The organism is Brevibacillus panacihumi W25, assembly GCF_000503775.1.
Classification (GTDB): Bacteria; Bacillota; Bacilli; order Brevibacillales; family Brevibacillaceae; genus Brevibacillus; species Brevibacillus panacihumi_A.
In genome coordinates, this window is the sequence record NZ_KI629782.1 from 1,269,055 (window position 1) to 1,282,483 (window position 13,429).

Genomic DNA, 13,429 nt, shown 5'->3' on the forward strand with positions numbered 1-13,429 from the left:
AGATGAGGTAGCAGCTGGAATGGGAAACTGCTCAGGCAATGAAAAGCCTGAGCAGTTTTCTTGATTCAGGCCCTCTGCATCGCATTGGCCCTGTATTGCCCTGGTGTTAGTCCCGTCCACTTTTTGAAAGCATTTTGAAAGGCGCTTGGATCGGAAAAATGAAGCAGGTAGGCAATCTCGGTAATGGGATATTCCTTTTTGTTCAAATACCCCAATGCTATTTCCTTGCGAGCATTGGCAGACAGTTCATTGTAAGACGTGTTCTCTTCCTTCAGCCTGGCTTGAAGCGATCTCGTACTCATATAAAAGGAATCAGCCGTCTGCTGCAGGGTAGGAAAAAACACCGGCATGCATGACAGCATCCATTGAAAGACCCTGTCTGAAAATTCCCTTCCCCGGATCAGCTTTTCCCTGATCTCCTCAGCAACGGGTTCAAAAGCTCTGCGCAGCCTGGGATCTGCATACAAGATCGGATATTGCAGCACATCTCTGCTAAGCCGCAACCAGGTATCTGTGCCGCCAAAGCGGGGCTCTACCCCAAACAGGGACAAATACGGCCTGGTATCAGCGGGAGCGGCATGGGCGAATTGCAGTTCTTTTACGTGAATGACGCGATTGCTCATGCGAACGATCAAATGATACAAGGAGCTGACCATATCTTCCAAGCAATGACGGGACATTTGCGTCGGGGTCTGTTTCAAAAAATGAAGGTAGACATCGTTGCCCCGCTCCTCCCATTTCACCTGATAGCCGCTGCATAAGATCACGTTATACCGCTGATAGGCTGTCAATGCATCGACGATCTTTTCGGAATGCATCATCACATAACCCAGGATGCCCATGTCCGCTACGTCCGTTAGCTGCCCCTGATGCAAGCCGAAGTGATCATCCTTCGTGTAGGTCGCGGCCTCTTGCATCAGACGGACAAGTTCCTGCTCCTCAATGCGAGCCTCCACATCCTGCAGCAGGTTGCTGTCAAAGGAAACCTGGCGGCAAAAATGCTCAAAATCATACCCTTTTTGAACGATCGTTTTCATGATCGGGTACACCATGGAAATAGCAAATTCCTGGACACTGCTCACCGCCCAAGCCTCCTTCTCCTTATGCGCCATTCAGCATGATTTTTACGTGTTGGCGCATACATCTGTCGCAATTATCAAGGTATGCTGAAAATATCTCGATTCCCATCATATCACAGATCAATGCAAAGGGATCTGAACGATCCAAGCATTCTAAAAGGAGGATACAAATTTGAAAATTCTCGTTATCAACGGCCATCCTGACCCGGAGAGCTTTTGCTCGTCCTTGGCTCGCGCTTATATGGAAGGAGCAGCGATGGGATCCGCAAATGTTCGAACGATTGACTTGAGCCAGATCTCGTTTGAGCCAAATTTAAAATACGGGTACCGGAAAAGAACAGAGCTTGAGGATGATCTGATAGAAGCGCAGGAATTGATCCGTTGGGCTGATCACCTTGTCTTTGTCTACCCGACCTGGTGGGGGACGATGCCCGCTGTCCTGAAGGGATTTTTCGATCGCGTCTTCTTGCCCGGCTTCGCGTATCAATATCGTGAAAATTCTTCGTTGTGGGATAAGCTTTTAACCGGGAAAACCGCCCATCTGATCGTCACGATGGATACGCCAGCCTGGTACAACAGATGGATATACAGACAAGCCGGACATCAAGTCATGAAGCGGAACATCCTGCATTTTTGCGGAATCAAGCCTGTGCGAATCACCGAGATCAGTCCGGTCAACACATCCACAGAGGCAAAACGCGCCAAATGGCTGGAAAAGGTGAAGGTTTTGGGGTCCAGGCTGGCATAAAAAACGCAGCCCTTATCGGCTGCGTTTCTCTGTTCATCTGGCTGAGGGAAATGACGCACCTGGTATGGATACGGACAATCGGACGGATTGAAATTGATCGCCATTCCACGTCATCAGGTTTTCGACATAGCCGAGCGTATCAGCATTGATCGTTCCAATAATCCGCTGAAGAGCCAAGAGATCGTATCCCATCCTGTTTTCATTTGTCACGATGGGATACAGCGCTCCTAGAGCAAGCACTTCTCCTGTCGCAGGTTGTTTCAGCTTGCCATTATCGTAGTAATACTGCGATAAATAGTCCCGTCCTTTCTGGCTGATATCAATCGTGAAGAACACGTTCAACCGACGACTCCCGACACTAACCTTGTAGTAGTCCTCGTAATTCACCTGGAATTGGTATGCTTGATTGTATTTATCAACGTCGAACATCTCGCGGAGCACATGATTTTTGAAGGAATACATGTAAAAGAATCCGTATCCGCCGCTGCCTCCCGAATCGATACTGACCAAGATGTCTGGTACGTGATCCTTTGAAAAATCCCCAAGGAACAGCCTCGCGTTATAGCCTGCATCGTTGGGAAACTCTACTCTTGTAGAGCGTTGGGAGACTCCATCTTGGATCACCAGCGTGATATGATCCGCGAAGTTTCCGGTTCCTGCCGATGTATCGCCGTACAAATAGATGTTGTCCGCCACGCCGTCCCCCGTCACATCCCCTTGCATCCAATCAAGCAAAGTAAGAGGAGAGGCATCGTTTTGATACACTTGCCCTCGAATTGGTCTGTGCAAAGGAAGCATCCCCTATTCATCGGTTATATGCTGGATACCTTTTGACTATATGAGGTACCATATGTGGGTTCATAACCAGATGACTGTGCGGATGCCCAGGAAGACACTCATTTGCTTCAGTCTATTTGCTGTTGAATTTCTGCAGTAATTGCGCGAACTGCTGGCGCTCCTCAGAAGACCAGTTCCTCAATTTTTTCGTGACTCTCTCCAATCTCGCCTCTTTCGTATCAGCCAATTCCTGTTTGCCTAAATCGGTTATCTCAAAGGAACTCGCCCTCCCGTCCAATGGATCGGACATGCGCAGCACATATCCTTTTTTCTCCAAGGCGGCCATTTGTCTGCTTGCCGTGGATACATCCAGGCCAAATTCCTCTGCCAACGCTTTGACTCCTACTGCATCATGGGTCGCTATGTGGTGAAGAAAGAGATAAGCAGATCGTTCCAGTTTACCAATCGATTTTTCCGTTGTAATGGAAGTAATATGTCGGACCAATACTGCTAATTCTAGTTCTATGATTTCCAATGCTTTTTCGTCCATCTTTATCCCCCGAAATCAATTTGACATTCAAAAAAATAGTTGTATAATGCAATCATATTTTTAGATTACATTTTACTCAGAAAGGTGTCAAACTTCATGTCTTCTCAAAATCACTTGCATTCACCTCGAGAGGGGCAGAGTCTTTTACAGCAGCCTCGCTCGGTTTGGGCTGTATTTTTTGCCTGTATCATCGCGTTTATGGGAATTGGGCTTGTAGACCCGATTTTGCCCGCAATCGCCAAACAGCTTCACGCATCTCAGAGTGAAGTTACCCTTCTGTTCACCAGCTACAATGCCGTAATGGCGGTGGCGATGCTGATTACCGGTACCGTTTCGTCCAGGCTGGGAATCAAGCGGACCTTGCTTGCCGGTATTGTCATTATAGCTGTTTTTTCTGCTCTTGGCGGTTTATCCAATGGAATCTGGGAGCTGATCGGATTACGCGGTGGCTGGGGCTTCGGGAATGCCTTATTTGTGGCAACCGCTCTGACTGCCATTGTATCCCTATCATCATCGGGTACTGCGCAGGCCATTATTTTATATGAAGCAGCAATCGGACTTGGGATCTCTGTGGGTCCCCTCCTGGGCGGAGAGCTGGGTGCCATCTCATGGCGCGGGCCTTTTTTAGGGGTTGCTGTCCTGATGGCGGTAGCGTTTGTTGGCCTGTTCGTTATGATGCCAAACAAGCAAACGTCGCATGCTGCGAAAGCCAAAACATCGTTGCTCGATCCATTCCGAGCTATGAAACACCGTTCGCTGCTCGTCTTTGGCATTACAGCTTGTCTGTACAATTTCGGATTTTTCACCCTGTTGGCGTATGCTCCGTTCGTCATGGGCTTGGATGAGCATGGCTTGGGCTATGTCTTTCTGGGCTGGGGTGTACTGCTGGCGATTACCTCCGTTTTTACGGCGCCCAAATTTCAACAAAGGTTCGGAACCGTTACATCCATGTGCATCATGCTGTTCTTGTTTGCGCTGGATCTGCTCGCCATCGGGATTTGGACATCGACGCAATGGGTTGTCATCGCAGCCGTCATTTTTGCGGGTGCCTTGTTAGGGAATAACAACACCTTGATTACGACGGCTGTCATGAACGCAGCTCCTGTAGAGCGGGCTACTGCGTCTGCAACGTACAGTTTCCTCCGTTTCTTGGGAGGTGCGGTGGCACCATTCATGGCTGGTAAACTGGCGGAGATATACAACCCTCATGTTCCTTTTATCGTTGGTGCAGGTTTTGTTCTCCTATCCGTTCTTTTCGTACTGGCCAATCGTACCCATGTGGGGCATGTGGATGAGGCAGGGGCTGCTCATTGAGATAAAACCGGGACGCGATCTCTTCGCTCCCGGTTTTTGCATAAAAAAATCCGGCAAGAGCAGCTTCGCTCTTGCCGGATTTCCGCTTATTTCAGATCAATTACCATGCCGGTAATGACACCTTTCTCATCCTTGTGGAATTGAAGCCCCAGATAATGACCATCAGCCTCGCTGAATTGTACCGAGTCCGAGAAACCGGTTTGGCCCTCTGCGAACAACGTTTCAGGGGAGAGCTTAACATTCCAGCCGTCATACTCATAGTTGATCCTGCCTTGTTTGTCATAGGTTACTTCCTTGACGGATTCCGGTATGACCTTGCCATCCGCAAGTCTTTTCTTCAGGTCTTCGATCTGGTTTACTAGCTCCTCTTCAGCTGGATCAGCCTTGGTACCGGATTCCGGCTCTTTCAACAGTTCTTTTAAGTAAGTCTCTGCCTTGGCGGGATCGGCCTTAGCTTTGTTCAAAGGCAGATCCATCAGCAACGATACACCTTTATAATCGGATTTGGTCGTTACCTCGCCTGTACTTTCATTGAAAGCGAACGCTTCACTGTTATAGAAGGGGCTTCCGCTGCTGATTGCGAGATACACCCCTCTGTCGGCAAACATTTCCACGCCGTCGCATTCGATCAGTCTGTACTGAATGCCGTCCAATACAACCTCGCTGTAACCGCCTTTCATCGAAGCAATATTTACCTGCCACGGTTTCAGGCCTTTTATGAGAGGTGAGATGAAGAATGATTCTTCTCCGTATTCCGGATCGCTCGTTCTCGGCATCGGGCGGCCATCCTGTCTGGCGATGGATACGACCGCATAGGTTCTTTCCGGATGGATCTCATTCGTCGAGTTGGAGTCGTTCAGTTCTTTCAGTCCCGCTCCTGAGACGATCCCGTGCAATGTAAATTTGTAATCCCCGGAAACGGCCGATTGATTGATTTCGATAGCGTCTTTGCTTTCAAACGCCTTCGCCAACATTTTCTCACCCAGTTGAACAGCAACCTGGTCGGAACTGAAAAACTGTGTGGCCGCAATCGCCGTTACAGACATGACAAGCGTCAGGGCGGCAACCATCACTCCTGCGGATATCCTTTTTCTATACACACGATTCATCGAATTTCTCTCCTCTGCCCGATTGAGTATGCTTTGATTCAGTTTCTCTTCCGGTTCACCTGGAGCAGCAAGTGCTTGCTTGAGCATTCGTTCCCACTTTTCGGAATCATTCATGAGGACTCCACCTCCAACAGCTTTTTCATGTTTCTCCTGGCCTTGAAAAGCCTGCTTTTGACGGTACCCGGCGGAATTCGCAATGCTTGTGCGATCTCTTCAATGGACATTTCAGCGGTATAGTGCATGTAGAGCGGAATTTTCAGCTTGTCATCCAGCCTGTCCGCAGCAGCTTGTATCATGCCGCGAAGCTCATGGGACAGCACAGCGTCCTCGGGAGTCGCTTCACTTTCTGACACAAAAGCATGATCTACATCCTCGCTGAGCCCTGCTATAGGCGCAATTCGCTGCCTCCAGGCGAACTTGCGGCGATTGTTTTTGCGCACGCGGATGGCAATGGCGATGAGAAAGCTCTTGGGATTTTGGTTCTTGTCCATTTTATGGATGACTTCGATTGCTTTCAGGAAGGTTTCTTGATACAGGTCATCTGCATCTTCCTTGTTTCCCGCAAGCCTGTAGCAAAATCCGTAGACCGCTTTGCCGTGTATGTTGATTAGATTGGTTAGCTCGTCGATATCCAAGTAGGCACTCCTTTCTGAAGGATCCTTCACCTATATATTGTCATAACTTTGTGGTGGGTTCACAAAATGGCAGACGAAAAAAACCACGCCTGAAGTAGCGTGGTTACGATTCTCGCATGAAGGATATTTATTAATGCTCCAATTACGAGTATGATAATAGCTAAAAAAGAAAGAGGCTGTCATCATGGATTCATTTTCACCAAGAAACAGGACGAAAACACAAACCTTGGTCATCAATGCACTTTTCATCGCTTTTACCCTTGCTGCTACCATGTTCGTCAACCTAAGGCTGCCGATCATGGGAAATGGAGGCCTCATTCATCTGGGCAACGTGCCTCTTTTGATAGCTGCCTTTGTTTTCGGCAGAAGAACGGGAGCCGTAGCAGGCGCCTTCGGAATGGGCTTATTCGATGTGATCTCCGGTTGGATGGCATGGGCTCCGTTTACTTTTGTCATCGTAGGGGCTATGGGCTATGCAGCCGGACTCATCTCTGAAAAGGTTCCCGGCAAGAGAGCACTTGTATACACGCTGGCAGTTGCAGCAGCACTGATTATCAAAGTCGTGGGCTACTACTTTGTCGAAGTCATCCTTTACAGCAACTGGATTCAGCCATTCGGGTCCATCCCAGGAAACGTTCTACAGATCGTAATCGCCGCTATCATTGTCATCCCTCTTGCAGGACGCTTGAAGAAAATTTTTGGTTAATCCACGGGACGAATCCCCCTTTATCTTGGTAAGAAGAATAGAGGGGGGATTCACTTTCGTTTTACTTCCTGCTCTCTTGCCACTTCTTCAGCAAAGCTTCAGCATGGGTTTTCAGGGATTGATACGCATCCTCGGATACTGACCCCGCTTTTTTATGTTGATCGAGCAACTGGTTAAAGCTTTGCATGTACTTCACAACCTGTTCGGCTGCCTCCTGTTGTTCAAAACGTGCCGCTGTGTCCAAATGGGCTTGCAAGGAACGAGCCGCCCCATGGTTGGAAAATTCCCCAGCCTTTTCGAATTGCTCGACAAGTGCTTGCAGATAGGATGCGTCAATAAATGTACGATCACGGAATACTTCCTTGCCCTCAAACAAAGTCAACAAGACCTTCGCTTGATTAATCTGTGTTACAGGAAGCTCGAAAAGATTTTTATCCACAACGACCAGGTCCGCTTTTTTGCCAACCTCGATAGAACCTCTTTCATCCTCCGCGAAAATCAAATGGGCTCCGTTGATTGTATAGCTGGCAATCATATCCTCGAGGGAAGCTCTTTCCTTCGGCCATGCTGCCTTGCCCAGATCAGCTTCGACGGCTTTATCCCGATCCAATCTGGTCACCCCTACCTCTAGCCCTGTAAAGGGTATGAAGTCGCTAAGAAATTGAGCTGTTGAAGGATAATCACTTGATGAAGCAACAGGAATTCCAGCTTCAAAATAGCTGTTCATCCGACGAAGATCCCTCAAATTTTCCTCACTTAAATCATAATCACTCTTCCTGCTGGCAAACCAGGCAGGCTGTGGAACAGGAATTACATCCAGGTTCTTAAACCGAGCAACATCATCTTCCCGAACCCAGCTTATATGGGTAATGGCATGCCGGGAATCTCTTCTTCCATTTACTTTAGCAGCATATTCAAAAGCGTCTAAAGCATTGCCACTAGGGTAAAATCCTTGAATGCCAATCGCATGGACATAGACGCGGAACCCTTCTTTATCTAAAGCAGCCACAGTTTCCTCTAATACATCCTGATCCCAAACCAGCAGATCGTCGCCGACACCGTCTGCAAATATTTTAATGGAATCTACCTTGTACAGCTCTCCTTGATATTTGTCGCGCAGTTCCTTAAACATACTGATCTGCTCTGTCCCTCTATTTTCATCAGCCCACAATGCTAAATCGTATCGCATAGTCAATTTGCCTGCATTGTCCATTTCTTCAAATGCTTTCAACAGGTTTTCGGTTGGGTAGTGAATAGGCACGAATACGCCGGTAACACCATTTTTAGCTGAATATTCCTGCCACGCTATAATCGTCTCTTTATATTCCTGCACCGTAAAGTCCGATTGGGGAAGAGCGTTAATCACAAGATTATGGGCGGAAAATTCTTGTAAAATTCCTGTCGGCTCTCCTGTTTTCGGATCGCGTTCAATCATTCCTCCTTTTGGATCAGGGGTGTTTTTGTCTATCCCTGCATTCGCAAGGGCCTTTGAGTTTACCCATAAATCGTGATGGCTGCTCGAGATAAAGACAGCAGGAATATCAGGAAATACCTGGTCGAGCCATTCATTCGGAGCGAGCCCGCTGGATTCGATTAAATCTCGTTTCCAGCCTACGCCGCGCAGTTGCTTACTATCGGGATGCTCCTTCAAGTAATCCTTGATGGCCTGTGCGTATTCTTCCAAGGTCGAATAATTTGTAATATCCAACCAAAAAAGACTTTCCGCCATCAGGTAAGCATGGGCATGGCTGTCGATAAATCCGGGCAAAAGCATTTTTCCCTTCAGATCAATCACTCTGGTGTTGGAATCTTTGAAAGCGGCGGCTCCTTTGCTATCACCAACATAGAGTATCTTGCCATCCTTCACCGCAACAGCTTCAGCCCTGCTGCGATCCTTGTCAACCGTGTAAACGCTACCATTTTCAAAGATCAAATCAGCCGCTTGTTTCGAATTCTCCTTCGCCAGCGCACTCCCGGTAAAGACCGAACTCATCAGCAAAACGATGAATAAGAGGAATGAACATACTCTCATCGCAATCAAACCCTTTCTCTTGCCACCAATCTGCGAAATTTTCAGGGATCGTAGACAATTCGCAGATTGGTGACAGGTATGTCATATGGGCATGGGTTAGTGCTATATGCTTAACTTCTCAATCGCTTGTTCTTCGGACGGCAAGAAAAAAATAGCGTTGCCCTTATTCGATTCATAGATGAAATCTTTTAGGCTTTGACTGGAATACACGGAGAAATCTCCAACAATGGCAAGCTTCTTGCGATAATTGATGAACTTCTGAAGGATTTCGCCTGCCAGACGTGTTTTCAAATCGAAAAAGCGCTCGCTGATCAGGGATTTGTTTATGATGATCCGATCGCAGTCAGCTTCATATTGTACCGTGGCCATCAGATCCAATGCTGACTGGACGTCCTCGATCAGGATTTCGTTGCTGCTCACGATGGCGATATTGCCTCCGGCTGCTTCCACTTTTTCTATCTTCATATTTACCCTCCTCGTCTGACGAATACTCTTCATCTTCGATCCATCATCTCACAATAGCCGCGGATATGCACCACAACAATAAATCGCTTAGGGACCATCCCTTTCCCTGTCAAGGTGAGCAAAGCGTTTAACAACTTGTTAAAGTTTATAGACATATTTCCGCATTGTTCATCAGAACACGTTGTTCGATTCGGAAAATATAAAGGTCGGCAACTTGAAATTGACGAGACTATTTCCTGTATTCTCAAAAAGAACAACGGGGCATTGCGAAACATAAACCACCAAAACGTGGCGGAAAGGCCAAAAATAGAGGGTTATGGTGTGAATGTCAATTAAAAAGTTGACCACCGTGCTCATCAAAAAATTGACCACCATGACAAAATGAATCCACCCGTTGGGTGGGTAACTTTTTCATGATCACGATCTTTGAATGCTCTGCTTAAAGCGATAACTGTCTCCATTCATAGCAAAGATATGGGCTCGGTGCGTTAGCCGATCAACCAGGGCTGACGTCATCTGCTCATCTTTAAATATCTGGGTCCAATCAGCAAATTCCAGATTACTCGTAATGATCATGCTTCCTTTCTCATAACGAACTGCACAAAATTGAAACAATAGCTCCGCCCCTGTTCTGCTGAGAGGGACAAATCCTACTTCATCCAAGATGATCAAATCAGTTTTCAGCCACTGTTTCTCTAGCTGGAGGATTCGCTTTTGGGACTGAGCTTCCATCAGCTCGTTGCATATCTTAGCCGCTGTCCAAAACTGTACGGAATAGCCATGATGGCATGCTTCTTTCCCGAGTGCTATGGAGAGATGAGTCTTGCCAGTGCCGGAGTTTCCAATAAACATGATGTTCTCAGCTTTTTCAATGTATTCACAACGAGCCAGTTGAAGTAATTTGGGTTTATTGAGGGATGGAATCGCTGAAAATTCATATTGATCGAGAGTTTTAACGGACGGAAACTTGGCGTGCTTTATTCGACTTGCGATTTGATTGGCATCTCTTTGCTGAACTTCTTGCTCCAAAAGAGCTAACAGGAACTCCTCGTAGGGAATTTGTCGTTCAGCAGCATCATGGGCCATTTCCTTATAGACACGCTTGATCGCGGGTAGTCGTAGACGTTTCGCATAGTTTTCGAGCAAAAAGGTTGTACTCAATGAACCACACTCCCTTTATGTAACAAACGATTGTACTGGCTAAGATCAGGCGATTTTACTTGAATACGCGGAATAGAGCTATCCTCGGCCAACGCGAGTTGGGGGACACGATGTTCTGGCAATGTACGCTGAAACAACAATTGCCTTACGGCATCGTACTGGAACATACCCTTTTGACAAGCTTCATTAAGTGCTTCTTCCACAAGGGATGCATCGAATTCTCGGTGTAATAGCAAGAGTCGAACGAATTCCTTCATTCCCCCAGGCCGATAACGGCACTTGTCCAAGAACTTTTGGTAAATGGCAGGCAATCCCGCCTGATGTATTGGCCTCGCATATAAAACGGCTCCTGGGCGAGTAAGAAGCAAATCCAGATAATGATCGTACTGCAAAAGCTCTTTTCCCTTATCTAAGCATCGCTCATGCGTAGCAATCAGGTTTTTGCCGTGGTAGACCTCGATTCTTTCGGCAAACACACGACAAATAAGCTCAGTTGACGCATGAGAAACTGGGACAGAATAAGCATTTTTCTCGAAGTGAATCATGGACAGCGTATTACTTTTCACGGATACGATACGACAACATTCCAATGGTCGTGGGGGCAATGAGAGCATGATAAGCTGCTCTTGAGCAAATGCTTCTCCAACGGTTAGGGAAGACCTCGGAACGGTTGTTTTCTCGTAAGAGATACATTTTTCGAGGAGAATTTGATTCAATTCATCTAAAGAAGAAACACTTGGTACAGGGGTAAAGAATTGCTTCTGAACAAACTGCACGAGATTTTCCACTTGGCCTTTTTGATGCCCTTTTCCCGGATCACAGAAATAGCTTTCGAACAGATAATGGGCACGTAGCTGAACAAACCGTTCTTGCTCCTCACGGTTTTTGCCCTCCAAAACCTTTTTTACGGCGGTCGTCAGGTTGTCGTACGTAATGATCTGGGGAACAGCACCGAAAAAACCAAAAGCATCTACATGACCTTGGAGAAGTGCTTCTTGCTTTTGATGAGCGAATGTTTTGATAAAGATCTTTCTGCTGTAGGTGCAACGCATACAAAAGACTTGAATTTTCACCTGTTTACCCTGTAAAAGAACTGTAACCTCACCCCAGTCAAATTGAGCAAATCGCCCTGGCGGGAAATCGAGGGGGACAAATGCTTTGGGAGGAGAAACCCGCAATTGCCTGACATAACGGCGTACCGTTGATTCACCTCCGGTAAATCCGTATTCATCGACGAGTCTCTGGTAGATTCGTTTGGCAGTATGTCGCTGCTTTGGGGGTGCTTGTTCATCTTGGCGTAGCCATTCCAAGATGATGGGCTGGACAGAATCAATGACTGGCTTTGGCTTCGGTTTTGAGAGTTGATACATAGGGATCTCAGAGGATTTCAAGGCTTTTCGTATCACTTGGCGGGAATAGCCGGTTTCGCGAGAAATTTGACGAATTGGCTTTCCTAGCAGAACGTGTTGTTTCCTGATAAACTCATAATTAGCCATCTGAAGCATTTCCTTTCCTCCTATATCTTGGTGTCTCGACAACTTCAAGATACAGGAAAGAGGTGCTCAGGTGGTCAACTTTTTTATGAGCGATGTACCACTAGGTGGTCAATAATTAGATTAGCATTCACATTATGGATTATTTGAATAATTTTGAAAGGCATTGTAACCTCCGTAAAGTAATTATCGTCTTATAGGAAAGGAAGGAGCTGATGTTTTGACAAGATTTATTATGCTTTTTATAGCAATTGGACTTATATTAGTTGGGTGTAGTGCAGATAAAACAAATGGTAGTAACGAAAAAAATACGCCTGTAGTCCCTGGAGATAGCAGCGAAGATCATGCTATAAACATTGAAATTACGCCCAACACTGAAGGGAATGTATTACAAGATTCTCCCGAATATGTAGCTAAAAATGAAAGGGAAATATCTATTCAGGATGCTGAAACGGCTTATGAAATGTGTGTGAGAGTGCTGACTGACTATTATAAAGCGGTCTGGAACGGCACGGATATTGAATTGGGTGTATTTATCGATAACGAAAACCTTAAACGGTATACGCAAAAGAAGATTCAATACCAATTTGACTTGCATTCAAGGCACAATCTTACTGATAATGTGGTGAAGAGTGTTAATATTGGCACTCAAGGAGTGGATTGGGAAGTGGAGTATACTGATGACGCAGATGGGGGTTTTCTCTATTTAAAATTACCTGCGGAAATAAAAATGGCTGAAGGTAGTCGTGGTGAAGTTACTGAATTTCTTGTACGTAATGTAAACGGCAAGTTAGTCATTGTTGATTGGTATGATGGTGGAAAAGATAGTTATGATTTCATAGTGCGTGGAGAAAATCTAACGATTGACAACCCTAATAGATGGAATGATAGTGAATGGGTAAAGAAGTTAAATAGTAAGCAGGTTGAATTTTCAGGCTCAGTTCGGTAGTCAGTTATTTAACTGTCGCTTATACAATACCCATTGGTCTGTTCAATTAAATGGTGCGTTAGTTGAACAAAATACGGGGCCGACTGGTCATAACCCCGTCAAGTAGACAACAATAAAATGTCTGTTTATGCAGCGACTGCTTTCCGGTATTCAATCGGAGAGCGGTCGCTAAATTTTTTCTGGAAACGATCATGGTTATAATAGAAAATGTACTCAGATATAGCTTGCAGAAGTTTTTTCCGTTTTTAAATGGGAAAAGAACGATTCAATGGCTGCCTAGTAGACTACGTACCCCTAACTGTGCTGCAATCCGATACGGACTCCATCCCTCCTCTAGGTACAGTCTAACTGCTTCAGCTTTAAATTCATCCGAATACCTTTTATTGATACGTCTCGCCTCAGACACGAAAA

General features: G+C 46.2%; 14 protein-coding genes and 2 pseudogenes. 5 read left to right on the plus strand and 11 right to left on the minus strand.

What is annotated here, in order from left to right; all coding sequences use genetic code 11:
* Positions 1-65: 65 nt before the first annotated feature.
* On the minus strand, positions 66-1,052 hold the full coding sequence (locus tag T458_RS35435; protein WP_031305468.1) for an AraC family transcriptional regulator: 987 nt from the start codon (positions 1,050-1,052) through the stop codon (positions 66-68).
* A gap of 199 nt (positions 1,053-1,251) precedes the next feature.
* On the opposite strand from T458_RS35435, the gene T458_RS35440 reads away from it, so the two are divergent.
* Complete coding sequence (locus T458_RS35440; RefSeq protein WP_023555767.1) at positions 1,252-1,827, plus strand: NAD(P)H-dependent oxidoreductase; 576 nt, start codon at positions 1,252-1,254, stop codon at positions 1,825-1,827.
* A gap of 33 nt (positions 1,828-1,860) precedes the next feature.
* Here T458_RS35440 and T458_RS0128500 read toward each other — a convergent pair whose 3' ends face one another.
* Both T458_RS0128500 and T458_RS35445 read right to left on the minus strand, forming a co-directional pair.
* Positions 1,861-2,625, minus strand: a complete 765-nt coding sequence (locus tag T458_RS0128500) for a hypothetical protein (protein ID WP_051410022.1) — start codon at positions 2,623-2,625, stop codon at positions 1,861-1,863.
* Between the two features lie 112 nt (positions 2,626-2,737).
* Positions 2,738-3,154, minus strand: coding sequence for a MarR family winged helix-turn-helix transcriptional regulator (locus tag T458_RS35445; protein ID WP_023555768.1), 417 nt, complete (start codon positions 3,152-3,154; stop codon positions 2,738-2,740).
* Positions 3,155-3,250: 96 nt separating this feature from the next.
* On the opposite strand from T458_RS35445, the gene T458_RS35450 reads away from it, so the two are divergent.
* A complete protein-coding gene (locus T458_RS35450; RefSeq protein WP_023555769.1) occupies positions 3,251-4,468 on the plus strand; it encodes an MFS transporter in 1,218 nt (405 codons plus the stop codon).
* A gap of 86 nt (positions 4,469-4,554) precedes the next feature.
* Here T458_RS35450 and T458_RS35455 read toward each other — a convergent pair whose 3' ends face one another.
* Together T458_RS35455 and T458_RS35460 are read right to left on the minus strand one after the other, a co-directional pair.
* On the minus strand, positions 4,555-5,691 hold the full coding sequence (locus T458_RS35455) for a DUF4179 domain-containing protein (protein WP_023555770.1): 1,137 nt from the start codon (positions 5,689-5,691) through the stop codon (positions 4,555-4,557).
* Positions 5,688-6,212, minus strand: coding sequence for an RNA polymerase sigma factor (locus T458_RS35460; RefSeq protein ID WP_023555771.1), 525 nt, complete (start codon positions 6,210-6,212; stop codon positions 5,688-5,690). The genes T458_RS35455 and T458_RS35460 overlap by 4 nt, the downstream gene beginning before the upstream one ends.
* A 184-nt stretch (positions 6,213-6,396) precedes the next feature.
* On the opposite strand from T458_RS35460, the gene T458_RS35465 reads away from it, so the two are divergent.
* Positions 6,397-6,918, plus strand: a complete 522-nt coding sequence (locus T458_RS35465; RefSeq protein ID WP_023555772.1) for an ECF transporter S component — start codon at positions 6,397-6,399, stop codon at positions 6,916-6,918.
* A gap of 61 nt (positions 6,919-6,979) precedes the next feature.
* On the opposite strand, the gene T458_RS35470 is transcribed toward T458_RS35465, so the two are convergent.
* Together T458_RS35470 and T458_RS35475 are read right to left on the minus strand one after the other, a co-directional pair.
* The gene (locus tag T458_RS35470; RefSeq protein WP_252989817.1) at positions 6,980-8,950 is read right to left on the minus strand and encodes an amidohydrolase; all 1,971 of its coding nucleotides are present in this window, start codon (positions 8,948-8,950) and stop codon (positions 6,980-6,982) included.
* Positions 8,951-9,052: 102 nt separating this feature from the next.
* Positions 9,053-9,415 carry a DUF4180 domain-containing protein gene (locus tag T458_RS35475; RefSeq protein ID WP_023555774.1) on the minus strand — a complete coding sequence of 121 codons (363 nt, stop codon included), beginning with the start codon at positions 9,413-9,415 and terminating at the stop codon, positions 9,053-9,055.
* Between the two features lie 189 nt (positions 9,416-9,604).
* Here T458_RS35475 and T458_RS58030 point away from each other — a divergent pair.
* Positions 9,605-9,732, plus strand: a pseudogene (locus T458_RS58030) (IS1595 family transposase); the annotation flags it as partial.
* Between the two features lie 100 nt (positions 9,733-9,832).
* Here the strand turns inward: T458_RS58030 and istB are convergent.
* Together istB and istA are read right to left on the minus strand one after the other, a co-directional pair.
* Positions 9,833-10,576 carry an IS21-like element helper ATPase IstB gene (gene istB, locus T458_RS35480; RefSeq protein ID WP_023555612.1) on the minus strand — a complete coding sequence of 248 codons (744 nt, stop codon included), beginning with the start codon at positions 10,574-10,576 and terminating at the stop codon, positions 9,833-9,835.
* Positions 10,573-12,081 (minus strand): IS21 family transposase, encoded by a 1,509-nt coding sequence (istA, locus tag T458_RS56370; protein WP_023555611.1) that lies wholly within the window; start codon positions 12,079-12,081, stop codon positions 10,573-10,575. The genes istB and istA overlap by 4 nt, the downstream gene beginning before the upstream one ends.
* A gap of 208 nt (positions 12,082-12,289) precedes the next feature.
* Between istA and T458_RS35490 the strand changes: the two genes are divergently transcribed.
* A complete protein-coding gene (locus T458_RS35490; protein ID WP_023555734.1) occupies positions 12,290-13,018 on the plus strand; it encodes a hypothetical protein in 729 nt (242 codons plus the stop codon).
* Between the two features lie 125 nt (positions 13,019-13,143).
* Here T458_RS35490 and T458_RS56375 read toward each other — a convergent pair.
* Positions 13,144-13,294 (minus strand): annotated as a pseudogene (locus T458_RS56375) (IS3 family transposase); the annotation flags it as partial.
* Complete coding sequence (locus tag T458_RS57880; protein ID WP_171819357.1) at positions 13,284-13,424, minus strand: transposase; 141 nt, start codon at positions 13,422-13,424, stop codon at positions 13,284-13,286. The gene T458_RS57880 and the pseudogene T458_RS56375, both read right to left, overlap by 11 nt.
* Between the last annotated feature and the right edge of the window lie 5 nt (positions 13,425-13,429).